Origin of the sequence: Pedobacter sp. R-06 (genome assembly GCF_049913135.1) — a bacterium.
Lineage (GTDB): Bacteria > Bacteroidota > Bacteroidia > Sphingobacteriales > Sphingobacteriaceae > Pedobacter.
In genome coordinates this window covers 1,183,378-1,208,383 of the sequence record NZ_CP183977.1, presented here as the reverse complement: position 1 = coordinate 1,208,383, position 25,006 = coordinate 1,183,378, and the positions used below count along the sequence as shown (strand labels likewise).

Below are 25,006 nucleotides of genomic sequence, written 5' to 3'. Positions count from 1 at the left end.
AAATATTGTTTAAAAGATTAGTCACGCTGAGATTGTCAGGCTAAGTGGAGTCGGAGTCCCATACAATTAGATCAATCAAAAAAAGCTTATCCTTCGACTACGCTCACCACAGGAGTCCTTTGGACAGGATGACATCTTTTTAAATAACATTATCCTATTTAACAAAATGCTCAGTACAAAAAACTTTAGCTACAACTATAAATACCAGGATTTTTTCATATTTATTGGCCTTTTGTTGTGGATAGCCATTTTTAACACTTACAGCGTAACCACTAATATTTGGCGTACCTATGCCAGCTGTATTTTGGCTTTGGGTTTCTGTTTGCTCCCTGTTCTTATTTTTTCTTTTCTTAAAACCAGACTAAAAAACGTCCTCAGTCGAAATCGATATGTTGCTCACTGGTGCACTTGCTTCTTTATCCTGCTTCCGCTTTTTACTGACATTGCATTTTACCTGCAAATTGCGAAGCTTGACAATGCTGTTTTTATTTCAACAGCTTTGGCGGCAGTCGCCCTCGAAATCATGTTGATTGCCAATCAGTATTACCAGAAAAAAGTACAGCACATTAAATGGATCAAAAAAATCGGTCTGGAAAATGCCGTCCTCATTACCATCATTTTACTCGCTGCAACCATTTCGGTAATGGCTGTTTCGAGCCTGGACAATCCGATCTACCAAAGGAAGGGTTTCCGTTTGGTTGGTTTCGAATTCAACATTAAAATGCTATTGTTCAATTTTGGAACATTTTTAGGCTTCTTTTCACAATTCCTGATCATGTATTTATGCGGATACCTGCTTTTCCTGATCAATAGCTGTTTACTCGTATCTAAAATCCTTAAAGAGAAGGGTTTGTTCATTTACCTTTTAACACTTTCAGCCACCATTGCTGTTCTATATCCCTTATTGGCCCAATTGTTAATTTCGTTACCCATTAACACGGTTTTTGGCCGAAGTATATTCGTACCCAACCCTTTCGAATTGGAAAATGCTTTTGGCGCCTTTGCCATCATGCTCATCAGCTTGCCGGTGGTTTTGGCGTTGCAATGGGGAAAACAGAACAACAGGATTCTCTCTTTAGAAAAGGAAAAATCGCAAACTGAACTCGATTTATTAAAACAACAGCTTAATCCACATTTTTTCTTTAATACCCTTAACAACCTTTATGCATTAAGCTTGCAAAAATCGGATAAAACACCAGAAAGTATTTTGCAACTATCAGAACTGATGCGGTATACGATTTACAAGGGGCAGGAAAAAACAGTTAAACTTTCGCAGGAGTTAAATTATATTGATGATTATATTCAATTGCAACAAATCCGCTTGCAAAAAACCTTACATTTTGAATTTGATAAACAGGTTAAAAATGATCAGGTAGATATTGCGCCCCTCTTGCTAATTGTGCTTATCGAAAATGCTTTTAAACATGGTATAGAACCTGCGGATGATACTGCCAGTTTGAAACTATCATTAATCAGCAATGATACCACGCTTATTTTCAGTTGCGAGAACTCCTTCGACCCTGAAGAAGTAAACGGAATTAAAGGAATTGGGATTGATAATTTAAGAAAGAGACTAGAATTGCTTTATCCTAATCGTTATACATTGGAAATGACCGCCATTGCTAATATCTTTAGGGCAGAACTCAAACTCCAGTTAACATGAGCTTACGTTGCTTAATAGTAGATGATGAACCTCTTGCACATGGCGTAATAACCGAATATGCGAAAGATATTCCTTTTATTAACATTGTTGGTGATTGTTACCGCGCTACAGCGGCTTTAGATTTTTTGAATAAACAGCAGGTAGATTTAATTTTCCTGGATATCCGGATGCCCAAACTAAACGGCCTGGATTTTTTGAGGACCTTACCGCATAAGCCGCTTGTAATTATTACTTCGGCATACGAAGAATACGCTTTAGAGAGTTTTGATCTGGCGGTTTGCGATTACCTGTTAAAACCCTTCCGGTTCGACCGTTTTTTAAAAGCCGTTAACCGGGCGCTGGAATTGTACAACCTTAAAAAACAAACTGCAGGCCCCATTGAAACCGAAAAAACAGAACCCAAAAGTTATGGGCAAATCGCTATTAAAGCAGACAAAAAACACATCCTGGTAAAAACCGAAGAAATACAATATTTAGAAAGCCTGGGTAATTATGTAAAGGTTTGGAAAAACGGTGATTTCCTGCTAACGCCCAGAACATTGGCCAGTTTTGAAGATCAGTTACCAGCCGATTATTTTATCCGAATTCATAAATCTTTTATTCTCAACAAAAAATATGTCGACTATTTAGAGGGCAACACCATTGTGCTCAAAAACGGTCAGGAGGTTCCTGTCGGTAAAAATTATAAAGGGATGATCAAACAGTTGCTCGATATTGAGGATTGAATTAACCAATCTTTAGCCAGCCCGTAATGCTCATCCTCTGTTTATTGGTAAGTAATACTTCGTGTGCCAGGTCTGAACTTTTAAAGAAAACACTTTTACCGTTATTAGGCGAGATATTCTGCTCCTCATTAACATGATAAATGCGTAGCTCTCCCCCATCTCCTACTTTCCAGTCGCTGTTCAGATACATAATCATCGAGTATTGCCGGCTTCCGTTGTTCTGAAACTGATCGATATGTTTTTTGTAGAACGTGCCCGATTCGTAAAGTGTATAATGAAATTCGTAGCCGGTAATGCCCGTATAACAGGTGCGGTTTAAATAAACTACAAATTCGTCCATCAGATCGAAGAAATCATTTTCGTGTTGGTTGTTATGCTTTCTATCCAACCAGTAAATCACGTCGCTTCTAATCAACTTATTTTGATTCACAACCTGATCGTTTCCTACACCAGCATTTAAAAGTTTTTTGTTTTCAAATAACCCGATCAGGTTATCTTTAAGGTGCGTTGCTAAAGAAACACTTAAAAAGTTCTCGGCTATCCCTACTTTATCTTTGATAAAACTATCGATAAGGCAATCAAATATTTTTTCCAACAGATTAGATTAATCTTAAAACAGCTCGCCTAAGGGGTGTAAGATAGCCTTATTTAATGGTTAAGATCTCATTTCTAAAATTTATATTTGAAATCCCAAGGCGCTACTTATGAACATTTTCCCTGCACAATACTCCACTTTATCTGCCACTGCTTTAAAAGATTATTTAATTGATGCATATCAGTTAGATCCATCTACAACATGCCGTTTACTCATCAGAAATGTAAGCGATACTTATATTCTGGAAAACAAAAGCCAGAAATATATTTTCAAAATCTACCGCGATGCACACCGTAAACGCAATGAAATTGAAGCTGAAGTAGAATTGCTCAATATTTTAAAAGCAAATGAAAATTCGGTTTCTTACCCTATAACCGATGTAAATGGGAAACAAATTCAACAGTTTAATGCCATTGAAGGCTTAAGAAACGGCGTACTGTTTTCTTTTGCTGAAGGAAAAGTGATTTTGGATCTTGAAAATGTACACCTTATCCAATTGGGACTAGACGTTGCTAAATTACACCAAACTACTGCTTCAATTAAGCTCAGTAATCCACGTCCTGCATTTAACTTTGAAACAACGTTATTTGAACCTTTGCGCGATTTAAAACCTCATTTTGCAGAAATGCCTGAGGAATTTGAATACCTGACGAACATCGCCGATAAAGTGGCAAAAAAGTTCGAAGGATTTGATACCTCAAAATTCAGTTATGGTTATTGCCACTATGATTTCTTTCCTAAAAACTTCCATTTTGATGAAGCAGGAAAAATTACCTTTTTTGATTTCGATTTTGCAGGTGAGGGATTTCTGATCAACGATTTAATGTCGTTCCTTAACCATTATTTCTTCCATCAACTCAATAATTTAATCTCAAAGGAACAGGCAGCAGAAGATTTTAATACCTTTTTAAATGCTTACCAGGAAGTTAGGCCCTTAACTGACGATGAATTAAAAGCCATTCCTTATCTGGGGATCGCCTTTCATATTTTCTTCCTGAAATTCTTTTATGATAATTACGATGATTGGTCTAATACTTTCTTGACCCCTCGATATACGAAACACCGTGTAACACTGATTAAAAAATGGGAAGAAATGTATTGTAACTTTTAGGCAATGCTACCTCAAATCTCGACATCCTTGTTTATCTTGTATGGTAATTCAAAATCAATAAGATGGATCAGAAAATAATCAACCTGTACGATGAATATACCCACAGTCAGGTAAGCAGAAAAGATTTTATGAGAAAACTGGCTATCCTGGCAGGCAGCACGGCATTGGCCATGACTATTCTACCCATGCTAGAGAATAATTATGCCGCTGCAGCAGATTTTAACAGTGATGATATCGAAGTTGAAAATATTACCTACGCTGGCGTTGATGGTGAAATGAAAGCTGTTCTGGCCAAGCCAAAAGGCAAAAAGAACTTAGGCTGCGTACTGGTTATTCATGAAAACAGAGGTCTGAATCCACACATTATTGATGTAACCAAACGTGTTGCCGCCGAAGGTTTCCTGGCCCTTGGTGTTGATGCGCTTTCGCCACTTGGTGGAACCCCAACTGATGAAGATAAGGGACGCGAACTAATCGGCAAATTAGATCCCGAAAAAAATCTACAGAACTACTTAAAAGGATTGGACTATTTGCGCAATAGAAAAGACGGCAATGGTAAAGTAGGCTGTGTTGGTTTTTGCTGGGGAGGTGGGATGGCCAATAAATTAGCAGTTAACGATCCTAAATTGCAGGCAGCTGTTGCATATTATGGGGCCCAGGCCAATGTGGCAGATGTTCCTAAAATCAAAGCGAGTTTAATGCTGCATTATGGCGGCCTGGATGAACGCATCAATGCCGGGATTCCAGCTTATGAGCAAGCTTTAAAAGACAATAAAATTGATTACAGAATTTACATCTACGATGGTGTAAACCATGCCTTTAACAACAATACCTCACCTACGAGGTATAACGAAGCCGCAGCAAAACTGGCCTGGAGCAGAACAATTGATCTTTTTAAACAGAAACTGGCGGTGTTAACGCGGTAAATCCGTTATTGCAGACTGAACTCCCACTAGTTTCGTCATTTCGAGCGCAGCGCAGCGAAGTCGAGAAATCTTTTAAAGGCGCTATAAAACAACTCCAAGGATTTCTCGACCACGGTCGAAATAAAGATTTTTCTTCTTAAATTCAGTATATGGAACGCGGAGGGTGCATCTACATCATGACCAATTATCAAAAAACAACTTTATATATTGGTGTTACTTCTGATTTAAGAAGCCGTATTTACGAACATCAGAATAAAATTTACCCCAAATCCTTTACGGCAAAGTATAATCTCATTCTTTGTGTTTATTACGAAGTTTATATATCTATAGAAGAAGCTATTGATCGGGAAAAGCAACTAAAAAGGTGGAATAGAGCGAAAAAAGATGCGCTAATTAATAGTTTTAATGAAAACTGGGATGATTTGACAAAAATTATAAATGAGTGGGATGAGTAAGGATTATAGCTCGTCATTTCGAGCGCAGCGCAGCGAAGCCGAGAAATCTTTTAAAGATGCTATAAAGCTGTGGACACAGATTTCTCCACTACGGTCGAAATGACGATACCCATAGAGATTTCTCCATCCAATCATCCGTCATTTCGAGCGGAGCGCAGCGAAGTCGAGAAGTCTTTTAAAGATGCTATAAGCTGTGGACACAGATTTCTCCACTACGGTCGAAATGACGATTTATCTATAGAGATTTACGTAGAATGGAAAACCAATCTAAAACAAATCCGTCTTCAACATGGTCTTCAAAATATTCGATTGTACATCGAAATTATTGAGGTGGTTCAAGAAATTGATGTCAGATATTTTACTGTAACTATCTTCTAACAAATTAACAATCTCATTAGGAATTGCCGTTTTTAAAACCGCAGCATTACTTTTTAACTTATCGTTTTTATATTGCAGTTCTTGTACAATCCGTTCCCGTTCTGAAAGATTATTAGACATATCCAAATCTTTCAAAATGGTTAAATCGCAGAACAAAAACAGGTTTCGGCTTGGAAAAAACAGGTAATAACTGTCTATATCCAAAAATTTATATACTTCAATTACCAGCTCACCCGATTTTAAACCAATATAAAATTCAGTCCGAAAATCGTACTTGCACAATTTGCCCATCAGTTTTTTCTCGATGGTTGCGTAAACATTGGTATAAACCTGCTTACTTTGAAAATCAATCAGTTTAGCAAATTGATCCGGTTTGAGATCGAAATAAAAATCGTTCGCGTATCTGGAGCTAAAAACGTTAATGTTTTTGGAGAAAGGAAAATCGGAACTGAGATCAGAAAGCACACTGAATAGTTTCCTCAGCGATAGATTTACTTTTAACGATTGCTTTTGTTTATCCTGCTGAAAACTTTTCTGATCAATAAGCGCACTTACCATCCGGTCGATCAGCTCTTCATTCAGGTCAATTTCATCGTAAATAAGCGATACGTTTTTCTCATTGCTCTTTTTAATCTTTTTGAGCAGTTCGATCACGCTATCGGTAAACTGAAGATGGAAAAGATCTAATTTTTCGATCTCTAATTCTTCGTTGTTGGCAAAAAGTTGATGAATAACCTGGCTTCTTAAATAAATTTTATAAATCACCTCATCATCAAAAAACACAGAGAGCAACTGTAAACGGTTGATCTCTGCGCTTGATTTTTTGATAATATTTAAACGGTATTCATCCATATTTTAATTAACTCACCCTCGTCACGTTCTTTTTCAACTCTGTTTCCAAAGTTTTAAGTTCGCCATCCAGCACTCTTCTGCTCTGAGCACCCGCTTCATGGATCTGTTTAACCTCATTAAGCGTTTCAATCAACGATGAAGTGGTTCGTTTCAAGGTTTCCAAAGATACTACTGTTTTTTCATTCTCTTTGGCTACATCGATACTGTTTTGTTTCAGCATCTCTGCATTTTTCTGCAAAATGGTATTGGTGGTATCCGAAATCTTCTTCTGCATCTCTACGTTGGCTTTTTGCCTTTGTAAAGCAACAGCAATGGTCAATTGGTTTTTCCACACCGGAATGGTTGTAGATACAATCGATTGTGCTTTTTCTGCAATTGAAGTATTGTTGTTCTGCACTACACGGATCTGCGCTAAAGATTGCAACATAATGAAACGAACAATTTTCATGTCGGCCAGTCTTTTATCCAAGCGGCTTATGAAATCCCTTAAATCGGCAATTTCATAATCCTGGTAATCGGCAGGCCGGCCTTCCATCTCAGCAAGTTTGATGTTCAGCTCGTTGTATTTCATCTGTCCGGCAATAATCAGTTCTTCCATTTGGTGGATGTAACCAACATTGCTATCGAACATGGTTTGCAGCGAACTGTTGTCTTTAATTGAATTTAGTCTTCCAGCTTTAATTTTATTGGTGATTTTATCAATATTATTCACCACAACATCATACTTCTGGAAAAGTTTTTTCACATCAACAACCAGGCTCTTTAAAAACGGAATTTTAGAAATAAAGTTTTTAAACGCACTTTGCTCCAATTCTGAAACATCAATATAATTCAGTTCGGTAAGCAGTTCGTTAATTAAACCGCCAACTTCCCCACTGTTATAGGTCCGTACAGACGATAAAAATTCGTTACTGTATTTCTCCATTGAGTTTTGGGCATCGCTTCCGTAATTCAGGATAGAATTTACATCTGATGGTTCTAACGATTTTCCAATCTCATTGTATTTAAGTGCCTCCTCTGAGGTTATTTTCTCGAGATCCACATTGCCATCTTTATCCAGTTTAACCGGAGTAAGGGCTTGGGTAACGTTTGGGTTGGTTTCCATAGTTTGATTTATTACCAGCTTTACGGCCTATAAATGGTTTTGAGTTACGGTTTTAACGGTATCTTCTAATTTTTTATCTTTGGTTGGCTCGCCAATGGCATTAAATTTCCATTCGCCGTTTTTCTTGTAGAAAACGCCCATTACCATCGATACGTGACCAGCAAAGTTGGCTCCGTTAGCAATATCGAATTTAGCAAAAACCTCGTTAACACGTTTTGTTGTGCCTTCATAAATGCGGATTGAAGCAAAAGGGATCGTACCAAAATCATGACCTCTAAAACTATTCAATACAAAGGCAACATAGTTTACATTGGCATCCAACTGAGAGAAATCAAGCGTGATGATCTCGTTATCTAAGCCATCATCGCCGCCCATATCGCCGGTTAAATCATCGCCGCTATGTTTTACAGAACCATTTTTTGATTTTAGGTTACCAAAATAAACTACCTCTAAAAGTTGTTTGTTTTCATTATATAATGCACAACTTCCATCTAAATCTACCGCTTCTTTTGATGATCCGAAACCGAAAAGGCCTTTCTTTTCAATGGCACCCCAGTTAATACCTACACAAACATTCTGAAGTTTACTACCATTACTTTTTTCCAGACTGATACGCTGTCCTTTTTGAAGATTGATTGCCATAATATTATTGATATTTGTTTAAATAATCCTGTAAACCGCCTTTCATACCTACGCCAACGGCTTCAAATTTCCATTTGCCTTCGCGTTTGTAAATTCTTCCAAATTCTACTGCTGTTTCAATAGAGAAATCTTCTTCCAATTCGTATTTTAAGATCACCTCATTGGTTACGGCATCAAAAATACGGATGAACGAATTTCTAACCTGTCCAAAATTCTGTCTCCTGTTGTCAGCATCATGGATGGTCACCACAATACAGATCTCGTTTACTTTAGCATCAGCTTTGGTTAAATCAATTTTGATCTGCTCATCATCGCCATCTCCATCACCGGTTAAGTTATCGCCCGTATGTTCTACCGAACCATCTGGAGAAACCAAATTGTTGTAGAATACAAAGTTTTCATCTGAAATCAGTTTTTTCTGATCGTTTAGTATAAAAATTGAAGCATCTAAATCGAATGCAGAACCAGTTGAAGAGCTGTTGGTATCCCAACCTAAACCTATTGTAAATTTAGGAGCATCGATATTTTCTCTTTGCCCCTTTTGCAAATTAATAGCCATATTTAAATTAATTTATAATTATTGTTTTTGATATAGTCTTTTATAAGATGTAAATTTTTAGAATACGCCTCTATGGTATGGTAGTTATTCCCCAGGGATAGATCGTAAAGCTGATTGATAAAATCGGTACTTCTACGTTCTAAAAATAGATTAAAACTGTTCGAAGTCGTATTTAAAATGTATTTTACAATACGGGTATTAAACCTGAAATTGCCGCTATCGATAATTTCTTCCAGATCAAAAATAGATTTTATCTGATGGTAATTCAGGAAATTTTCTACATTGGGATGGATATTTTTATTCACGAGTTCGGCGAAATAAAGCATATACATTTCGTTCTTTAAACCGTATTCCTTAGCCATTTTTAAGATCATCCGCTCATGGCTTCCGGTAATTCTAATATCATCCAGAAATAAAAGTGTTTTACCAGCAAGAAAATCTTTATCGATATGAAATGAATCGTTTCCAATCAGTGAAAGCCTTTCTTCTGCACTTAACTCACCGTAATCTTCCTTATAAGTAATGGTTCTATGCACTTTGGTTTCCTGTACTGCCAAACCACCATTTTCGACCAGCCAACGGTTAAGCTGGCAAACGAAATAGTTTTTCATGGCGAAGGTTGCCGTCGGAATAAAACTATAAGGACTAGAGATAACCACAATCTGATCGGTAATCACATTATCAGCTAAATAATAGCGGATAAAGCCATCGGCAAGGTCTTTTCCGAAAGACCGGGCCACCAGGTCATCGCCAAACTTAAAGCGGCTGTAATCGTCGGCACTAAAGCCAAAATCGACTGTATTGTCTATTTTATGGAGTGAGAAATTATACGGTATCATAGAGTAGGTTTGAGATAGATAGGTGATTGGAATTGATGAGCATGCTGTTAATGCCCATTGCTTCCGCTCCACGAACATCAGCATGCGGGTTATCACCAACATGGATTACATCTTTTAACAATAGTTCAGGATGCTTTTCCCTGTCGATGGTATCTAACATCAACTGGAAAAATCCGGTATTGGGTTTAGACATCCGTACTTCATCAGAATACAGTTGAAAATCGATAAACTGATCGATACCCAAATGGTTGATTACTTTTTTTAAGGTTTTCCCTTTTATAAAACCAGTATTGCTTAAAATATTGGTCGAACTTAAACCTGTTGATTTAAGCTGCTCCAATACGGTTAAGGAACTATCGCTATACAGCAAAGGCATGTGGGTAAAAACCAGTTGCTCCATGTCGTGATCAATCTCCTGCAGATCCACATCATGAAAATTGAAATCGTAATCATTGATCATACCGATGATCATTAAATACATTTCATCAGCATCTACATTTTTCCCTGTCCGCTCATTAATGGCGTTTACCATTAAATCTACCTGGCGAAAAATGACAGCAACTTCTGCTAAATTTTTATGCTTAATATTAAATTTCTGGTAAAAATATTGAGTCCGCTCCTGTTTATACGCTGGATTTGATTTAATCAACGTTAACCAAAGATCGAATGAATAATGTTTGTAAAAAGCCATTGCACCCTGTTTCCTAATCGGTTTATAGATTATAATATTACCAATGTTTAATTTTAAGATTTATCCAATACCTTTTCGGCATCGTCCGAAATGATAATATCACTTTTGTGTTTTTTGGGATAGTTAAACAATAAGGATGTTAATACTGGTATAATGAAAATGGCTACCGTAAAAATAGATACAAAAAGATCTGTTTTTTCACCTTCTATAACGTGAGAAATAGGCGATTCGGGATAAAAATGCGTCACTAATGATGAAGTAAGTTTAATCCCTAAAACACCAATTACAATGAATGCTACCGTTTCTAAAAAAGTAAATTTCTCCATCAGTTTCACAAATGCCTGCGCTACAAAACGCATGGCCAAAATCCCGATAAAAACACCGATATATATTAACCAGATATGATCGGTAAAAGCCACAGCAGCAAAAACATTATCGATAGAGAAGGCTAAATCCATTACTTCTACTAAAGCAACGGTTGCCCAAAAAGTTCCCATTACACCAACAGTAGATCTATATATCCAGCTTTTGCTTTTGTCTACCTGCTCTTCTTCTTCCTTGCCCTTATTGTTCTTTTTTCTAAAATAATCGAAAGCCAGGTACAACAGGTATAGACCGCCAAGTGGTTTCAACCACCAGATTTTAACCAACCATGCAGCCAGGAACAAACAGATCCCTCTAAAAACATAAGCGCCAATAATGCCATATTTTAACGCTTTTTCTCTTTGCGATTTTGGCAGATCCATTACCATCGTTGCCAAAACAGCAGCATTATCAACAGAGAGCAAACTCTCAATCACAATTAAGTTTAAAATAATTAATAATCCGGCCTGTATATCGTCACCTAAAATCGTGTGCAAAAAATCCATTGAGCGAGTGTGTATGTTTTAAATTAAAGTTTTAGTTAACAGCAAAGAAACAAAATTTTATCAATCCCAATGCTTCAATCTTTTTTATTTATTGAATCGTTTTACTGATTAGATACTTAATCAATAAAACTGTTACGTAATAGAGCTGAAATTTTATTAATGGGTTTTCTACAAATTCCACGACCTATCGTCACCCTGAATTTATTTCAGGGGCTTTCTTGCTAAAAAGATGCTGACCACGAAGTAGCTATTAGGCCTTTAAAACAATAAAAACTGCTAATAAAACAAGTTCAGCAGGACGATGAGGTAAGATAAAAATGAAATTTGTCATGCATCCTTTATCAATTTGTAGTTAACTGATAAATCGCACCCTTTTCTCCAGCCAGGATAATCAGTTTCCCTTTTTTGGATTTTTGAACAGCATTAAAACTTTTATCGGAAATATGTTTCCAGTTTTGGCCACCATCAGTAGAAATATCTGTACCTGAAGTGCCCGTAGCAATTAAGGTTTTAGTATTAATATAGGTTACGCCCGAACGGAAGCCTAAAACCGGGCTAGCTGGCTTTTGCCAGGTTTTGCCGCCATCATTGGTTAAAAGAATATTATTGGTGTTTTCTTTATCTTTTACATAGTTTCCACCAACTGTTACACCAATTTTTTCATTCAAAAAATCGATAGAGAAAGGACCTGTACTATTCTCTCCCTGTAAAATCGGGCATTTAAATACCTGCCAGGTCTCGCCATAATCTGGAGAAAAGTAAATGTTAGATACTGTTCCGCCTGATGCAATCCAGGTTTTACCACCGGGCAGTGCTTTAATAGTTGTACCGCTGGCCGCAAAACTCGCTTCGCCTTTTGTTAATTTAGTTTTAAGGTTTGCAGATATATCCTGCCAGGTCTTGCCTGCATCCTGGGTTTTAAGCAACTGCATATGATCATTAATAGGATCACCAAAAACGAGCCCTTTATTTTTATCCCAGAAACTTAGCCCGTCCAAAAATATGGCAGAATCTACATTTTTATAATTTTCGGTCCAGGTTTCACCACCATCTACAGTTTTCAGAATGTATGCCGGCGATGCAATGCCCACTGTAATGGCCTGCTTATCGTCGAAAGCTTCAATATCCCTGAAATCGATTTTTTCGTAACCTTTTGGTTTTAACCATTTCCAGGTTATACCACCATCAGTAGTTTTACCTACCGATCCATTACTACCACTAACCCAGATAACCCGATCTGATACGACACTTAAACCCCGTAAACTGGTTTTGGTATTCTCGTTTAAGGGTTTAAACGAATACGACTGCGCAGCGCAAAAAAAAGGTGCCATTAAAAGGCACCATATTAATTTTTTCATCTATTAATTATTTTACTCGTCTAAAAGTTTCTGATCTTCCTAAAAGAGAAATACCTACATAACCACGAACATTTAACACATCGTTACTTTTTAAAGACATATTACAACTGTATGTTTTGCCGCTTTTTGGATCGTAAATCGTTCCATCAGTCCACTTACCATCATCGTAAACAAAATCCTTTAATATTTCCAGATTCAATAAAGCACGCTTCTGTAGCTTTTCGTCAGGATTTTTAGCATCTAACTTAGGCTTACCATTTAAATTGGGTTCCTTCATCCAGGCTAATTTCCCATAATATTTATCGCCTTTTTTATAAATTTCTATTTGCCCCTCACCCGATGGATTAAGCCATTTGCCCACAATAGCATCTTTGTTCTGTGCAAATGCAGAAAACGATACTGCAACAAAAAGCAGCATTAAAAATGGTAACTTTCTCATATTTTTTATTTCTAGTTAGTTTTTAAAGATAATAATTACACCTTATATCGAAACACTAAATAAAGAGAAAAAGTATGAGAATTGTTGAAAATCCTAAAATTTACTTTGAAACGATTGGTAGATACTTGGCACGATACGTATAAAGCAGGAACAAATTAAACAATAACATCACTGCTGACATCGGAAGATCTTTAGGCTGCGCCAAAAACGCGGTATACAAAAAGATATTCAAGGTAACAGGAAAAATGATGATTGAAGCGAGCGGCGCAGTTCTGCCAATCAATAACATTACACCACATATCAGTTCCGTGATCTTGATTAAAGGAAAAAGATACACTGAGGCCATTATACCCGTCATAAAGCTGGTTTGTGCCGCTGTCATTTCTGGCGCCTTAGGCATTATATTAAGAAAATAGCTTACAGAAGCAAAAAGATACATAGCGGCTAGAAGCACGCGTACAATAATAACTGCAATTTTCATAGTGTTTTAATTTTTGGTTTCTATATTTAAAAATAATAATAATAATTTATAGTTCATTAGTCATTGGTACATTGGTGTAATAATAAGTTAACCTATTTTGGTTGATGGTTTTATGGTCAATAGCCATAATCCATTAACCATGCGCTATTAATCAGGATCTAACCAGACTCTAAAGATGCAGAAACGGGTTCATCATTACATTGCGGGAGAATTTTCGTTAGTTTGATATCCATCCATGGAATCCAGTTTTTACCATCAAACTGTTCCCACAATCCTTCGATGGTATTGGTTTTGAAATTCCCTTTAAATCTTTCTGTATCGGCAAATATTAAAATAATATCATCGTAAATTTTAAGGGTAGATATTGAAATATTGCCTTCATTATCGAAAGATTGCGACCGAAAAACATCCTCCATATCATCATAGTGTGTAATTTCTAACGATCGGATCTTTTTATCGCCAAACATAACATCTACCTGATGCACTAAGAAAAAACCGCCATCAACCCACTCGTAGGTATCAGTCCCAGTGATTATATCACCTGATTTTGTTAAACCTTCTGTTTTCCATTTGCCGATATAGGGATTTAGCAGATTAAGCCTGTTGTTTCTCATAAATTTAATTAAAAATCAATTGCTATCCAGCTCATTGTAAATATTCTTTAACTGGTAAACATGTCTCTGTGTATGATAAATCACGAAATAAATTGCCTCCAACCGGGTTAGAAAGCCATATCCGGGCAGCTCATAAGCAGTACATGTTTTAGTTAAATCTAAACCAATTATCGCATCTGATACCCCCTGTCTGATCTGCTTTAAACTTTTTAATAATTCAGGTTGATTATATGTCCTGTCTTCAGGATAGATCTCTTTAGGAGAATCGTACTTCACATTGAAATTCAAAAAATCTTTTCTAATTTCTGTTACCATTAAATCTGCCGGTTTATCTGTTTCGGCTACCGGCCCATTAATTACTTCGAGGAAACCCGAATTAGACAAAACCAGGTGCTCAGCCAATTGACCTGCAGTCCAGCTTCCTTCAAAAGGCACTTCATTAATCTGTGGGGTATCAAATTTTGAAAACTCATGTTCCAATGCTGTTAAAGTTTCATTGGCTTCTCTAATTATCTTTTCCATAGTTTACATATAATTCATTCCAGGATAGTTTAATAATCTGCGCCATAGGGCAATCTGCCCGATGCAATTGGCTTCCCGATAACTGCTGAAGCTGATCATTTCAAACAGTGTGATCTCCATTCCCGGGATATTGAGTTTCTCTTCCAGTTTCTCGTCAGTAGCCTGGGTTAAAGCCTCCTGTAACTTTGGAGAAATTGCTGCCCAATCTTTAATAAAATCTTCAAGCAATGGATAAGTGGCATCATCCACAATTCCTTTGTTATCGGCAAAAAGTTCGTCAGTGACAGATGGAAGATCGATACCGAATGATTTGGCCAGAAAATAGCGGCCATGCACCACACTCCCGGTAATCCAGGCAATGTGATTTGCTTTCGTATCCAATCTTTTCTGTGCGTCCTTTTGGTCTATCCCATCTAAAGCCCTTAGTAAAAAATCTGTTTGCATTTCGTACAGCACTATAAAGCCGTACATTCTGCTACTCTTTGGGGTGGTTTTCATATGTTTATTAATTAGTTGATTAACTGGAATAAAGTTAATTGTTAATTCAACCGGACACCGTTGCCGTAAAAGTCAATCTTAAGGGGCATTTCAGACAATTTTTATATATTTACGATACTTAAATTTTTAACCAAATGATACAAGTAGGTGTTTTACTGCCCCAAAATTTCAGATTATTAAGCATAGCGGCTATTTTGGATGTATTTGATACTGTTAATGGATTTTATCGGAAAGATGAGCTCGAAACCCCGTTTAATATTAGTTTAATTACACTGGACGATAAAAATTACAATTTTAGTGAACATCCTTGTGTGCCCTTACAAAAAGCTGCACATCTTGATCTCATTTTAGTGCCTTCATTTGCAACCAATGATATTAAAGATTGTATCGGAGCCAATAAAGGCTATATCCCATGGTTAAACAAACAGCATGCAGCAGGCGCAGAAATTGCTACTTTCTGTACTGGCGCATTTTTACTTGCAGCATCGGGACTGTTGGATGGTAAAGCTGCTACCACACATGTTGACGCCTGTTCTGCCTTTTCTACGGCATTCCCCTTGGTTCATTTAAAGGCTGATAAAACCGTAACACAGGATGGGAAGTTATTTACAAGTGGTGGTGCAACTTCTACTTTTCATTTATTGTTGCACCTTTTACAGCTTCATTGTGGAAAAGATATGGCTGTTAAGGTGGCCAAGATTTTTGCAATCGATATGGACCGGGTAAACCAATCGTACTTTAGCACCTTCCGGCCTATACGTCATCACAACGATGATATTGTTGCCTCTGCACAAGAAAAAATTGAAAATAATTATCAGGATGTAGCTACCATCGAAGAGATGATTAAAGATATTCCTTCCAGTAGAAGAAATATTGTGCGGCGCTTTAAACAGGTAATCGGCATTACCCCTATCGAATATCTTCAACAAACCCGTATCGAGGCAGCTAAAAAATTATTAGAGCAAACTGCCCAGCAAATGACAGAGGTAATTTATAACTCTGGCTACAATGACCCTAAAGCATTTAGGAAAGTTTTCAGAAAATCAGTTGGGATGACGCCGACTCAATACCGCGATAAATTCCAAGCAAGGTAAGCAGATAACTGAGCAACAGCAGGATAGTAAACCGGCATTACAAAACAAACTAAATAAATAGTTTTCAACACAAAAAAATAATTATGTTAATAATTAATATAAAATAAATGCATCGCCCTATATAATTTAAGATAACTTAACGTTATAATTACACTAACCAAATAACTATTTATATGAGCACATTCCTTTTAATCACAGCGGTATTTTATATTGTTTCCTTTGGATTAATGTTGTACTGCTATTTCTCCGCTGAGCAGATTCCCAGCGATGATGAAAAATTTTAATCAGTTCTTTTCCCGTCATCAAAATTAACGTCTCCCTTTAAGCCAATACATGGAACTTTCTCACAGAAAGACAATGAAATGTTATGGTCAAACCAACTTCTTTAAAAACATCTTTTCTATTTATTGGCGATCCACTTAATTAAGTAAGGAGCGGCTCCTGTATACCATAAAACTGCAGAAATTAAAAATATAGCTATCAGGATCCATAAAATCGGCCATCCTTCAAATTTATGCTTTGAACCAGGGGTGTAAGGCTCATTAAGGTTATTATGGTCATTGTCCATCCTATCGCCCTTTTTCACCGGTTTCGGATTAGAGATATTGCTCATAAAATATTCAGTTAGAAATACAAACTTAAGCTATAAACCTATAAATCAAAAATTAGTTTTAACATTCTTGTGTTTTAAAATAGATAAATGATAAAAGTCATTAAAACTTCAGCTATTTATATTTGGTTTAAACAAAAAAAATAGAAAAACTTAAATAAATCGGCAAATGTTGTAGAATTAGGAAGTCAGATTTTAAAAATAGAATTCATTCGCTATAACTATTGTTTAGAAAAGGCTTGTTGATATTTTAGTGGGGTTTTTCCCGTTATTTCTCTAAAATATTTATGGAAGCTGGTGAAATTATAAAATCCGCAGTCGTAGCAGATTTCTTTAACGGTTAGATCATTTTCGATCAATAATTTACAGGCCTGCCCTACCCTAATCTCGTTCAGAAACTGTGTATAGGTTTTTCTACTTTTAGTTTTAAAGAATTTACAGAAAGAATTGGGGCTAATTTTAGCTACCGCAGCAATTTCCTTTAGCTCTATTTTATTTTTGTAATTGCTGATGGTATAGTTATAAATAGATTGGATCCTGTCTTTTTCGTTCTTCAGAAAGTTTGGCTTAAAGCCTAGCGAAACCAATATGTTTTTTTCTTCACAATTGGCTATTTCAGTTAACACTTCGAGTATTTTTATGATCCTCATGGTGCCTGTAGCCTCAATAATCTGTGGCATCAAACCGGCAATTCTCTCTTTTGAAGTTCCTTGTAACTGAATTCCCTGTCGCGATTGAAGTAAGGCTTTTTTGATTTCCTGATTTTCGGGAAGGTCGAGAAAATCCTTACCCAAAAAATCCTCCTTAAAATGAATCGCATAAACATCAACCGGTTCACCAGCGGTTTCATCAAAAAATTCTGGGTCAAAGCGCCAGTAGTGCGGCAAATTGCTTCCAAGTAAAACAACATCTCCATCCTTAAAATTTTTGATGCTATCGCCAATAAACTGCGTTCCCCTGCCTCTTTTAACGTAGATCAGTTCTAATGCAGAGTGGTAATGCCAACGGTTGTTTATATCGGGCATAATGTCTCGTCGAGCGCTAAAAGAGTCTACCGAATTAGTAGATACATTAAGTAAATGCGGTTTCATAAAATCTTAAAAAATCAATCTAATATGCAAAATTATTTTGCAATGTAAAAAATCGGGCTAATATCATTTAATAATTAGATCATAAAGTTAAATTTTTATTAATGCTTAAGGGTTTAATTTGTAATACAACAACTAACCAAAAAGAACCTGCTTAAACCATTATAACCAAACAAAACATGAGTCACACGCCATCAACGAACTTTCAGGTATCCGATACGCCAAAAAACGGTAAGGGATATTTATTTCCATTAATTTTGGTCACCAGCCTCTTTTTCTTCTGGGGTTTCGTCCACAATCTCGATCCTGTATTAATTCCACATCTACGCAAAGCTTTTCAACTAAATGTTTTCGAATCTACCCTGGTCGATTCTTCGGTTTTTATCGCCTATTTTCTATTGGCTTTACCTGCAGGCTACATTATGCGCAAGTATGGGTATAAAAGCGGTATTATATTAGGTCTTGTTTTATTCGCCATCGGCTGTTTACTATTTATACCCGCAGCCAATACTGCACAATATATATTTTTCTTAGGCGCGCTTTTTATTATCGCCTGTGGTTTAACCTTCCTGGAAACAGCAGCAAATCCTTATGTTACCGTACTGGGGCCACCAGAAACCGCTACACAACGTTTAAATTTCTCCCAGTCTTTTAATGGTTTAGCTGCATTTTTAGCGCCAATACTTGGCGGTAAATTTATTTTTACCGAAGTAAAATATACCGATGCCCAATTGACCAAAATGTTGCCTTTAGAAAAACAAGCTTATATGCTCGAAGAGGCATCAACAGTAAAAGCACCTTACCTAATTTTGGGTATCCTGATTATAGTAGTAGCCATCCTGTTTATTTTCACCAAACTACCTGACATTAAAGAGGAAGAAAATGCTCAGGAAAAAAGCAGTTTTGGGCATGTGTTGAGCCATAGCCATTTGCGCTGGGCAATTATTGGACAGTTTTTTTATGTAGGCGCACAGGTTTGCGTATTGAGTTTATTCATCAGCTTTGTCACCTCATCAGCAAATATCAGCCAGGATCAGGCAGCATGGTATTCGGGCGCCGCAGGTTTAGCTTTTATGGTTGGCCGGTTCGCCGGAACTTTCTTTATGAGATACGTAGCTGCCCATAAACTATTGATGCTTTACGCCTTAATTAGTGCTGCTCTTACCCTCGTATCTATTTTTGCAAGCGGCATGATTACCGTTTATGCTTTAATCGGTGTTGCCTTTTTTATGTCGATCATGTTCCCAACCATATTCTCATTGGGTATAGCAGGTTTGGGTAAAGATACAAAACTGGGCTCATCGTTAATTGTGATGTCTATTGTTGGCGGTGCCTTTTTACCACCGGTATTAGGTTTGATATCAGACGCCACACACAATATACAATATGGGTATTTAGTACCATTTATATGCTTTTTAGTGGTTTTCTACTTCGGATGGAAAGGATGGAAACCCAATCACATTGAAAAAGAAATTAGTTTAGATTATAAAATTGACAATGAAAAAATTAGTCATCAAGATTAACAATGCTGATAATGTTTTGGTTGCGTTACAAGATTTACCTAAAGATACCAAAATAGTGCATGAAGGAAATACCTACGTTACTGTTGATGAAATCCCTGCCAAGCATAAATTTTTTATGCAGGATATGAAAGCTGGCGATGAGGTAATGATGTACGGTGTTTTGGTTGGAAAGGTACAGTTTGATGTAAAAGCGGGGATGAGAATGAGTGTGGAGAATACCAAACATGCTGCAGAGCCATTTGCCTATCGCAATGTTAATTACAAATGGGAAGCACCCGATGTAAGTAAATACGCCAACCGCACTTTTAATGGTTATCACCGTAAAAATGGTGAAGTGGGCACTGCAAACTATTGGTTGTTTATCCCGACTGTATTTTGCGAAAACAGAAATCTTGATATTATTAAAGAATCACTTTATAGTGAGTTGGGTTATGCGGTAGATGATAAATATAAATCTTACACCCACAAACTGGTTCAGGCCTTTGAAAAGGGAGAAGACATTAATAATATTAGTTTTGAACCTAAAGTAGATAAAGCCAGCCGCACCTTTAAAAATGTAGATGGAATTAAGTTCCTCAATCACAACGGTGGTTGTGGTGGAACACGTCAGGATTCGGATACCTTAAGCAAATTATTGGCGGCTTATGCCCATCACCCCAATGTGGCCGGTATAACGGTTTTAAGTTTGGGTTGCCAACATTTGCAGGTAGAAGATTTTAAACGCGATTTATTTGCCCTTGATCCTGATTTTGATAAACCACTTTTAATTTTCGAGCAGCAAAAAGCACAAAGCGAAGAACAACTGATCCAAAATTCGATCCGCAGTACTTTTGAAGGATTGATGTTCATTAATAAACAAGAACGTGCAGCAGCCCCGCTAAGCAAAATGTGTGTGGGTGTAAAATGTGGTGGTAGCGATGGTTTTAGCGGTATCTCAGCTAATCCGGCTGTTGGTTATTGTGCCGATTTATTGGTAGCCTTAGGCGCCAAGGTCTTATTGGCCGAGTTCCCCGAGCTTTGTGGCGTAGAACAAGAAATGATCGATAGATCCGTTGATCAGCCAACTGCCGAAAAATTTATCCGTTTAATGACAGAATATGATGATCTGGCGCATAAAGTTGGCTCTGGTTTTTACATGAATCCTTCTCCAGGCAATATTAAAGATGGTTTAATTACCGATGCAATTAAGTCGGCTGGTGCTGCACGTAAAGCGGGCTCCTCTCCTGTTGTAGACGTTTTAGATTATACCGAACCCGCTACTAAACCTGGCTTAAGCTTGGTATGTACCCCAGGGAATGATGTAGAAGCGACTACAGGTAAAGCAGCTGCCGGAGCAACCTTAATTTTATTCACTACCGGTCTGGGCACGCCAACAGGAAATCCAGTTTGCCCTACCATTAAAGTAGCTACCAATTCTACCCTGGCCAAACGCATGAGTGATATTATTGATATCGACACAGGAGCAGTGATCAATGGCGAAAAAACCATTAACGAAATGGGCGAAGATATATTGGAATACTGTATTAAAGTAGCCAGTGGCGAAGAAATCCCTAAAGCGGTACAGCTTAATCAGGATGATTTTATCCCATGGAAAAGAGGGGTTAGCCTTTAGCCCATGGAAGATGGACAATCGATCCGTCATTTCGACTGAAGCGCAGTCCCGAACTTTCGGGAGAGAAAGCTATAGAAGCAAGGCTTAATACCCCCTCTATGTTCTCTGAGGCCATAATAACAAAACAAAAATATTAACCAAATATGAATTTAAATTTAGACGACAAAATAATCCTGGTAAGTGGTGGGGCAAAAGGTATTGGTGCCGCAATTGTGAAAGCTTTGGCTATTGAGCATGCTTTCCCCATTATTATTGGCCGTAATGAAAATGATAACCTGAAAATGCTGCAGGAAATAACAGATTTAGGCTTAAAAGCAGCTTATTTTACTGCAGAACTCACTGCACCTGAAAGCTGTAAAACCATTGTTGATGCGATATTGGCAAAATACGGCAGAATAGATGGCTTAGTAAACAATGCGGGTGTTAACGATGGTGTTGGTCTCGAAAACGGCACTTACGAAGGCTTTATGGAATCGCTGCATAAAAACGTGGTGCACTATTACCTTTTAGCCAAACATGCCCTGCCAGCGCTTAAATTGAGCAAGGGTTCGATTTTAAATATTGGCAGTAAAACTGCAGAAACGGGACAAGGTGGAACATCTGGTTATGCAGCGTCTAACGGTGCCAGAAATGCTTTAACCCGCGAGTGGGCAGTAGAGTTATTGCCTTTTAGCATCCGTGTTAATGCGATTATTGTTGCCGAAGCCTGGACGCCGCTATACGAGAAATGGATCAATTCTTTTGAAAACCGTGATGAAAAACTTAAAAACATTACCGATAAAATCCCTTTCGAAAACAGAATGACCAGCGTGGATGAAATCGCCAGTATGGCCGTATTCTTATTGTCTGATAAATCGAGTCATACCACGGGCCAACTGATCCATGTTGATGGCGGTTACGTGCACCTGGATAGGGCTTTGTTGTAAAATATTTATACTCAATTCAGCAAGATGCATCACTCCCGCGCACGCGGGAATCTTAAAGCACTGGTATTCGGCATTAACACGCTTAACTAAGCTATTTCTTTTTCCTTCCTTCCAAGTAAGCATGCCATAACAACATTGTAGCAATGGTGCGGTAAGGTCTAAACTGATCTGCCGCCGCCAATACCTGTTCTTTACCTACTTCAGCTGCCAGACCTTTTATTTTCTTTAAGGAGTTTACAGCAGCCAGATCACCCACCGGGAAAATATCCGTATGGTGCAGCATAAAAATCAGGTAAATATCTACCGTCCAATCACCGATACCTTTAATACTTTTAAGCCGGTTTCTAATAGTTACATCGTCCATTGTTTCCATTTTGCTTAAAGACAATGTTCCACTGATCAGGCTTTCGGCCAAATGACGGACATAAATTGTTTTTTGCCGGCTAAAATAACAATCTCTTAATTCCTGATCGGTAAGTAACAAAAAGCGTTCAGGCCTAACTTCCCCTATTTTTTCTTTCAGTTTATTTAAGGCAGCCAATGCCGAAGCCAAAGAAACCTGTTGTTCTAAAATAATATGCACCAATGATTCAAAGGTATTTGGTCTCGACCAAAAAGGCGGATAATCATATTGATCTAAAATCAACTGTAAATCTGGGTGACGGCTACCCAGTAAATCACAAAGTTGATGATAATTGGTCTGATCAAATTTTTCGAACATAGACATGTTTTTATTCAAATATAATAAGGATGGTTCGATCGTACCGGAAAAAATACATTGAGGGATGGATAATAAAAAATATAAGATGGATGATAACTTATCCATAAAATAACGTCATTTCTAGCCGATGCAACAAAGTCTGGAAACATGCAATAATCAGTGAAGCTAAACCTGTTTAGGCAGATCTCTCCGCTATGCTTCGGCCGGGATGATGATTTCAGCCCCCCCACGCTTCTGCTTAATTGCGGTTAGAAAGCCCCGGCTACTTAAGCCCACTGATATACTTTTTGATCAACGCCACCCCGTCCTTATCAATAACAGTTGTTCCTAACTTGGGCATATGGAATTCGCCCATCTGGTTTGTTCTGATAATGATATTGCTTTTATTAAATTTGATTCCGGTATGTTCTAAATCCGTCCTGTAATCGAGGTTTAATGTGGTATTCCCAGCAAACCCACCTGCTTGATGGCAGTGCGCACAATTAATATCCATATAAGCTCTTGCCCTTTGCTGAACAGGCAATGAGGTATCATGATAATCCGGAAGGTGGTTTAAAGAATCAACTTTAATCTTTTTTATCGCACCTCTTTTCATCAGGTAACTTAACTGGTTAATATTTCCATCACGCCTTTCAACGCTGAAATTCAGATTTCTTGCTTTCGGGCCAATTGGAATGATTAGGTCGTTTTGCCTGTGGCAACTGGCACATTCCTGTTTGGTGGGAATATGATAGGAAATTTTTCTCCTTTCACCATCCAAACCCGTAAAATCAATCGGAACATCTGCACCGCCGGTAATCAGCTCTGCTTCGTTTTGTAGTACATTCCAGCGGAAAGTAGCCACGTTCCAGTTTGATTGATGCAGGACCAGTAAACGTGTTTCTATAATCTCCCTACCCTTTTTAGCAACTTTTGAATAATAAAAGGTTTTGGCTATAATAGTTCCTTCAGGGAAAACGGGCAAACCTTCTCCATTTAACACCATTTGTTTTCCCTCCGGTAATTTAATCAGCCGTTGCTTTTCTGCATAATCCGTAAAAAGTGTAGAAGCAAGTTCAAACATTTCTACACCGTCATTCGGTTTAAGCTCAGCCATTTTCCCTTTAAAAAGCTGGTAAGAAGATAGTTTAGTTTTAAAACTGATCCCGTTATCAATGTTCCTCCTCCCAAAGCTGTTACAAGACCATACATAAACAATCGGGCAAACCAAAACAGCAATAATGATGCTGTACTTTTTATATTTCATGCGATACCATTAACTCAAGTTATCTTCTCCTTCATGCATGAGCGATTGTGGGATCAGGATATATTTATCAATATAAAAAGTACCAAAAGGGATAATGCAGGCTAAAAGCACTTTCCAGGTTATTTTAGAAAATGCCCATTTATAAACAACACTTACACTGAAAGCAATAAAAACAAAAAGACAAAAAAGTAGCCCGTGGATTGGTCCCATCAGTTTTACCAGTTCGGGTCTGTGCATAATGTATTTTAGCGGTACCGCAACAAATACCAGTACCAATAATGAGGTTCCTTCCAGAAAACCGATAATCCTTAATCTTCCGATTGGCGTTTTTAACAGATTTAACATAATGATTCGATAATTTTAAAATGATCTTAAAAATGGACGATTAGCAAAGGGCGAAAATGGCCACGGAATTGCAACAAGTATGACCAAAAGGGCCAGGCAAAACCAAAATAGCATGGTAGAAAATTTTTGGGTATCGGTTTCCATCCTTTTTGCCTTTGCCGACCCAAGCGTAACCAACACCACCGCCGTGGCCATAAGCCAGATATGGATATACTTAAAAAATACATGTTCGGAAACCAAATGGCTGGTATCGCTTTCCGCCATGGCATACTTTACCACCGGACTGATCATGTACAAACTTAATCCCAGCAAGAGCTGAACCTGGGAAACGGTGGCCGTAGTATGCCGCATAAAATTGGCATGAGCCGTAAATTTAAGGTGCTGCAAACGCCCCCTTGCAGCAAGGTAAATGCTGTAGAGCAATGATAAAAGTACAAGCCACCGGTTAATTGAATGTAGGCTTAAAAGAGTCTGGTGCATATTGAAAAAAATTAAACATACTAATTAGTATGTTATGGT

General features: G+C 37.6%; 29 protein-coding genes. 9 read left to right on the top strand and 20 right to left on the bottom strand.

The window, feature by feature from the left end; genetic code table 11:
• Positions 1-166 precede the first annotated feature (166 nt).
• Together ACN9MR_RS05220 and ACN9MR_RS05215 are read left to right on the top strand one after the other, a co-directional pair.
• Complete coding sequence (locus tag ACN9MR_RS05220) at positions 167-1,663, top strand: sensor histidine kinase (RefSeq protein WP_426328555.1); 1,497 nt, start codon at positions 167-169, stop codon at positions 1,661-1,663.
• The gene (locus ACN9MR_RS05215; protein ID WP_426328554.1) at positions 1,660-2,388 is read left to right on the top strand and encodes a LytR/AlgR family response regulator transcription factor; all 729 of its coding nucleotides are present in this window, start codon (positions 1,660-1,662) and stop codon (positions 2,386-2,388) included. The genes ACN9MR_RS05220 and ACN9MR_RS05215 overlap by 4 nt, the downstream gene beginning before the upstream one ends.
• Position 2,389: 1 nt before the next feature.
• Here ACN9MR_RS05215 and ACN9MR_RS05210 read toward each other — a convergent pair whose 3' ends face one another.
• Positions 2,390-2,983, bottom strand: a complete 594-nt coding sequence (locus ACN9MR_RS05210; protein ID WP_426328553.1) for a 2OG-Fe(II) oxygenase — start codon at positions 2,981-2,983, stop codon at positions 2,390-2,392.
• A gap of 109 nt (positions 2,984-3,092) precedes the next feature.
• Here ACN9MR_RS05210 and ACN9MR_RS05205 point away from each other — a divergent pair, with 109 nt between their 5' ends.
• From ACN9MR_RS05205 to ACN9MR_RS05195, 3 genes are all read left to right on the top strand, one after another.
• Positions 3,093-4,094 carry a phosphotransferase enzyme family protein gene (locus ACN9MR_RS05205; RefSeq protein ID WP_426328552.1) on the top strand — a complete coding sequence of 334 codons (1,002 nt, stop codon included), beginning with the start codon at positions 3,093-3,095 and terminating at the stop codon, positions 4,092-4,094.
• A 62-nt stretch (positions 4,095-4,156) separates the two neighbouring features.
• The gene (locus tag ACN9MR_RS05200) at positions 4,157-5,020 is read left to right on the top strand and encodes a dienelactone hydrolase family protein (protein ID WP_426328551.1); all 864 of its coding nucleotides are present in this window, start codon (positions 4,157-4,159) and stop codon (positions 5,018-5,020) included.
• Positions 5,021-5,169: 149 nt separating this feature from the next.
• Positions 5,170-5,475, top strand: coding sequence for a GIY-YIG nuclease family protein (locus ACN9MR_RS05195; protein WP_426328550.1), 306 nt, complete (start codon positions 5,170-5,172; stop codon positions 5,473-5,475).
• Between the two features lie 267 nt (positions 5,476-5,742).
• Here ACN9MR_RS05195 and ACN9MR_RS05190 read toward each other — a convergent pair whose 3' ends face one another.
• From ACN9MR_RS05190 to ACN9MR_RS05130, 13 genes are all read right to left on the bottom strand, one after another.
• Positions 5,743-6,705: a hypothetical protein gene (locus ACN9MR_RS05190; protein ID WP_426328549.1), complete on the bottom strand. Its 963-nt coding sequence runs from the start codon at positions 6,703-6,705 to the stop codon at positions 5,743-5,745.
• A 7-nt stretch (positions 6,706-6,712) separates the two neighbouring features.
• A complete protein-coding gene (locus ACN9MR_RS05185; RefSeq protein ID WP_426328548.1) occupies positions 6,713-7,810 on the bottom strand; it encodes a toxic anion resistance protein in 1,098 nt (365 codons plus the stop codon).
• 27 nt (positions 7,811-7,837) lie between these two features.
• Positions 7,838-8,452 carry a TerD family protein gene (locus ACN9MR_RS05180; protein ID WP_426328547.1) on the bottom strand — a complete coding sequence of 205 codons (615 nt, stop codon included), beginning with the start codon at positions 8,450-8,452 and terminating at the stop codon, positions 7,838-7,840.
• A gap of 4 nt (positions 8,453-8,456) precedes the next feature.
• Positions 8,457-9,011 (bottom strand): TerD family protein, encoded by a 555-nt coding sequence (locus ACN9MR_RS05175; RefSeq protein WP_426328546.1) that lies wholly within the window; start codon positions 9,009-9,011, stop codon positions 8,457-8,459.
• Between the two features lie 2 nt (positions 9,012-9,013).
• On the bottom strand, positions 9,014-9,850 hold the full coding sequence (locus tag ACN9MR_RS05170; RefSeq protein ID WP_426328545.1) for a phosphoribosyltransferase family protein: 837 nt from the start codon (positions 9,848-9,850) through the stop codon (positions 9,014-9,016).
• On the bottom strand, positions 9,837-10,541 hold the full coding sequence (locus tag ACN9MR_RS05165; protein ID WP_426328544.1) for an HAD family hydrolase: 705 nt from the start codon (positions 10,539-10,541) through the stop codon (positions 9,837-9,839). The genes ACN9MR_RS05170 and ACN9MR_RS05165 overlap by 14 nt, the downstream gene beginning before the upstream one ends.
• A gap of 53 nt (positions 10,542-10,594) precedes the next feature.
• A complete protein-coding gene (locus ACN9MR_RS05160; protein ID WP_426328543.1) occupies positions 10,595-11,410 on the bottom strand; it encodes a TerC family protein in 816 nt (271 codons plus the stop codon).
• A gap of 341 nt (positions 11,411-11,751) precedes the next feature.
• A complete protein-coding gene (locus ACN9MR_RS05155; protein WP_426328542.1) occupies positions 11,752-12,768 on the bottom strand; it encodes a WD40/YVTN/BNR-like repeat-containing protein in 1,017 nt (338 codons plus the stop codon).
• Between the two features lie 7 nt (positions 12,769-12,775).
• Complete coding sequence (locus ACN9MR_RS05150) at positions 12,776-13,207, bottom strand: DUF2147 domain-containing protein (protein ID WP_029276960.1); 432 nt, start codon at positions 13,205-13,207, stop codon at positions 12,776-12,778.
• 100 nt (positions 13,208-13,307) lie between these two features.
• A complete protein-coding gene (locus ACN9MR_RS05145; protein ID WP_426328541.1) occupies positions 13,308-13,688 on the bottom strand; it encodes a DoxX family membrane protein in 381 nt (126 codons plus the stop codon).
• 158 nt (positions 13,689-13,846) lie between these two features.
• Positions 13,847-14,302: a hypothetical protein gene (locus ACN9MR_RS05140; protein ID WP_426328540.1), complete on the bottom strand. Its 456-nt coding sequence runs from the start codon at positions 14,300-14,302 to the stop codon at positions 13,847-13,849.
• Positions 14,303-14,317: 15 nt separating this feature from the next.
• A complete protein-coding gene (locus ACN9MR_RS05135) occupies positions 14,318-14,824 on the bottom strand; it encodes a DinB family protein (RefSeq protein ID WP_426328539.1) in 507 nt (168 codons plus the stop codon).
• Positions 14,825-14,827: 3 nt separating this feature from the next.
• Positions 14,828-15,322: a DinB family protein gene (locus ACN9MR_RS05130; RefSeq protein ID WP_426328538.1), complete on the bottom strand. Its 495-nt coding sequence runs from the start codon at positions 15,320-15,322 to the stop codon at positions 14,828-14,830.
• A 134-nt stretch (positions 15,323-15,456) separates the two neighbouring features.
• Here ACN9MR_RS05130 and ACN9MR_RS05125 point away from each other — a divergent pair, with 134 nt between their 5' ends.
• The gene (locus tag ACN9MR_RS05125) at positions 15,457-16,416 is read left to right on the top strand and encodes a GlxA family transcriptional regulator (protein WP_426328537.1); all 960 of its coding nucleotides are present in this window, start codon (positions 15,457-15,459) and stop codon (positions 16,414-16,416) included.
• 400 nt (positions 16,417-16,816) lie between these two features.
• Here ACN9MR_RS05125 and ACN9MR_RS05120 read toward each other — a convergent pair whose 3' ends face one another.
• Together ACN9MR_RS05120 and ACN9MR_RS05115 are read right to left on the bottom strand one after the other, a co-directional pair.
• Positions 16,817-17,029 (bottom strand): hypothetical protein, encoded by a 213-nt coding sequence (locus ACN9MR_RS05120; protein ID WP_426328536.1) that lies wholly within the window; start codon positions 17,027-17,029, stop codon positions 16,817-16,819.
• 218 nt (positions 17,030-17,247) lie between these two features.
• Complete coding sequence (locus ACN9MR_RS05115) at positions 17,248-18,117, bottom strand: AraC family transcriptional regulator (protein WP_426328535.1); 870 nt, start codon at positions 18,115-18,117, stop codon at positions 17,248-17,250.
• Positions 18,118-18,293: 176 nt separating this feature from the next.
• On the opposite strand from ACN9MR_RS05115, the gene fucP reads away from it, so the two are divergent.
• The 3 genes from fucP to ACN9MR_RS05100 all read left to right on the top strand — a co-directional run bounded on the left by fucP (position 18,294) and on the right by ACN9MR_RS05100 (position 22,175).
• Positions 18,294-19,637 (top strand): L-fucose:H+ symporter permease, encoded by a 1,344-nt coding sequence (gene fucP / locus ACN9MR_RS05110; RefSeq protein WP_426328534.1) that lies wholly within the window; start codon positions 18,294-18,296, stop codon positions 19,635-19,637.
• Positions 19,612-21,249 (top strand): UxaA family hydrolase, encoded by a 1,638-nt coding sequence (locus tag ACN9MR_RS05105; RefSeq protein WP_426328533.1) that lies wholly within the window; start codon positions 19,612-19,614, stop codon positions 21,247-21,249. The genes fucP and ACN9MR_RS05105 overlap by 26 nt, the downstream gene beginning before the upstream one ends.
• 143 nt (positions 21,250-21,392) lie before the next feature.
• Positions 21,393-22,175 (top strand): SDR family oxidoreductase, encoded by a 783-nt coding sequence (locus ACN9MR_RS05100; RefSeq protein WP_426328532.1) that lies wholly within the window; start codon positions 21,393-21,395, stop codon positions 22,173-22,175.
• Between the two features lie 91 nt (positions 22,176-22,266).
• Here ACN9MR_RS05100 and ACN9MR_RS05095 read toward each other — a convergent pair whose 3' ends face one another.
• From ACN9MR_RS05095 to ACN9MR_RS05080, 4 genes are all read right to left on the bottom strand, one after another.
• On the bottom strand, positions 22,267-22,896 hold the full coding sequence (locus tag ACN9MR_RS05095; protein ID WP_426328531.1) for a DNA-3-methyladenine glycosylase family protein: 630 nt from the start codon (positions 22,894-22,896) through the stop codon (positions 22,267-22,269).
• A gap of 262 nt (positions 22,897-23,158) precedes the next feature.
• Positions 23,159-24,142 carry a hypothetical protein gene (locus ACN9MR_RS05090; RefSeq protein ID WP_426328530.1) on the bottom strand — a complete coding sequence of 328 codons (984 nt, stop codon included), beginning with the start codon at positions 24,140-24,142 and terminating at the stop codon, positions 23,159-23,161.
• 9 nt (positions 24,143-24,151) lie between these two features.
• Complete coding sequence (locus ACN9MR_RS05085; RefSeq protein WP_426328529.1) at positions 24,152-24,487, bottom strand: DUF3817 domain-containing protein; 336 nt, start codon at positions 24,485-24,487, stop codon at positions 24,152-24,154.
• Positions 24,488-24,502: 15 nt separating this feature from the next.
• Entirely contained in the window at positions 24,503-24,967 is a 465-nt protein-coding gene (locus tag ACN9MR_RS05080) for a hypothetical protein (protein ID WP_426328528.1), read from the bottom strand.
• Positions 24,968-25,006 lie beyond the last annotated feature (39 nt).

Excerpts from the sequence above, each read along its gene's own strand:
- ACN9MR_RS05100 (WP_426328532.1), top strand. The coding sequence starts at position 21,393 with ATGAATTTAAATTTAGACGACAAAATAATCCTGGTAAGTGGTGGGGCA.
- ACN9MR_RS05155 (WP_426328542.1), bottom strand. The coding sequence starts at position 12,768 with ATGAAAAAATTAATATGGTGCCTTTTAATGGCACCTTTTTTTTGCGCT.
- ACN9MR_RS05190 (WP_426328549.1), bottom strand. The coding sequence starts at position 6,705 with ATGGATGAATACCGTTTAAATATTATCAAAAAATCAAGCGCAGAGATC.
- ACN9MR_RS05105 (WP_426328533.1), top strand. The coding sequence starts at position 19,612 with ATGAAAAAATTAGTCATCAAGATTAACAATGCTGATAATGTTTTGGTT.
- ACN9MR_RS05160 (WP_426328543.1), bottom strand. The coding sequence starts at position 11,410 with ATGGATTTTTTGCACACGATTTTAGGTGACGATATACAGGCCGGATTA.
- ACN9MR_RS05170 (WP_426328545.1), bottom strand. The coding sequence starts at position 9,850 with ATGATACCGTATAATTTCTCACTCCATAAAATAGACAATACAGTCGAT.
- ACN9MR_RS05095 (WP_426328531.1), bottom strand. The coding sequence starts at position 22,896 with ATGTTCGAAAAATTTGATCAGACCAATTATCATCAACTTTGTGATTTA.
- ACN9MR_RS05130 (WP_426328538.1), bottom strand. The coding sequence starts at position 15,322 with ATGAAAACCACCCCAAAGAGTAGCAGAATGTACGGCTTTATAGTGCTG.
- fucP (WP_426328534.1), top strand. The coding sequence starts at position 18,294 with ATGAGTCACACGCCATCAACGAACTTTCAGGTATCCGATACGCCAAAA.
- ACN9MR_RS05200 (WP_426328551.1), top strand. The coding sequence starts at position 4,157 with ATGGATCAGAAAATAATCAACCTGTACGATGAATATACCCACAGTCAG.
- ACN9MR_RS05135 (WP_426328539.1), bottom strand. The coding sequence starts at position 14,824 with ATGGAAAAGATAATTAGAGAAGCCAATGAAACTTTAACAGCATTGGAA.
- ACN9MR_RS05140 (WP_426328540.1), bottom strand. The coding sequence starts at position 14,302 with ATGAGAAACAACAGGCTTAATCTGCTAAATCCCTATATCGGCAAATGG.
- ACN9MR_RS05175 (WP_426328546.1), bottom strand. The coding sequence starts at position 9,011 with ATGGCTATTAATTTGCAAAAGGGGCAAAGAGAAAATATCGATGCTCCT.
- ACN9MR_RS05165 (WP_426328544.1), bottom strand. The coding sequence starts at position 10,541 with ATGGCTTTTTACAAACATTATTCATTCGATCTTTGGTTAACGTTGATT.
- ACN9MR_RS05195 (WP_426328550.1), top strand. The coding sequence starts at position 5,170 with ATGGAACGCGGAGGGTGCATCTACATCATGACCAATTATCAAAAAACA.
- ACN9MR_RS05080 (WP_426328528.1), bottom strand. The coding sequence starts at position 24,967 with ATGCACCAGACTCTTTTAAGCCTACATTCAATTAACCGGTGGCTTGTA.
- ACN9MR_RS05150 (WP_029276960.1), bottom strand. The coding sequence starts at position 13,207 with ATGAGAAAGTTACCATTTTTAATGCTGCTTTTTGTTGCAGTATCGTTT.
- ACN9MR_RS05145 (WP_426328541.1), bottom strand. The coding sequence starts at position 13,688 with ATGAAAATTGCAGTTATTATTGTACGCGTGCTTCTAGCCGCTATGTAT.
- ACN9MR_RS05180 (WP_426328547.1), bottom strand. The coding sequence starts at position 8,452 with ATGGCAATCAATCTTCAAAAAGGACAGCGTATCAGTCTGGAAAAAAGT.
- ACN9MR_RS05125 (WP_426328537.1), top strand. The coding sequence starts at position 15,457 with ATGATACAAGTAGGTGTTTTACTGCCCCAAAATTTCAGATTATTAAGC.
- ACN9MR_RS05185 (WP_426328548.1), bottom strand. The coding sequence starts at position 7,810 with ATGGAAACCAACCCAAACGTTACCCAAGCCCTTACTCCGGTTAAACTG.
- ACN9MR_RS05220 (WP_426328555.1), top strand. The coding sequence starts at position 167 with ATGCTCAGTACAAAAAACTTTAGCTACAACTATAAATACCAGGATTTT.
- ACN9MR_RS05085 (WP_426328529.1), bottom strand. The coding sequence starts at position 24,487 with ATGTTAAATCTGTTAAAAACGCCAATCGGAAGATTAAGGATTATCGGT.
- ACN9MR_RS05090 (WP_426328530.1), bottom strand. The coding sequence starts at position 24,142 with ATGAAATATAAAAAGTACAGCATCATTATTGCTGTTTTGGTTTGCCCG.
- ACN9MR_RS05115 (WP_426328535.1), bottom strand. The coding sequence starts at position 18,117 with ATGAAACCGCATTTACTTAATGTATCTACTAATTCGGTAGACTCTTTT.
- ACN9MR_RS05205 (WP_426328552.1), top strand. The coding sequence starts at position 3,093 with ATGAACATTTTCCCTGCACAATACTCCACTTTATCTGCCACTGCTTTA.
- ACN9MR_RS05120 (WP_426328536.1), bottom strand. The coding sequence starts at position 17,029 with ATGAGCAATATCTCTAATCCGAAACCGGTGAAAAAGGGCGATAGGATG.
- ACN9MR_RS05215 (WP_426328554.1), top strand. The coding sequence starts at position 1,660 with ATGAGCTTACGTTGCTTAATAGTAGATGATGAACCTCTTGCACATGGC.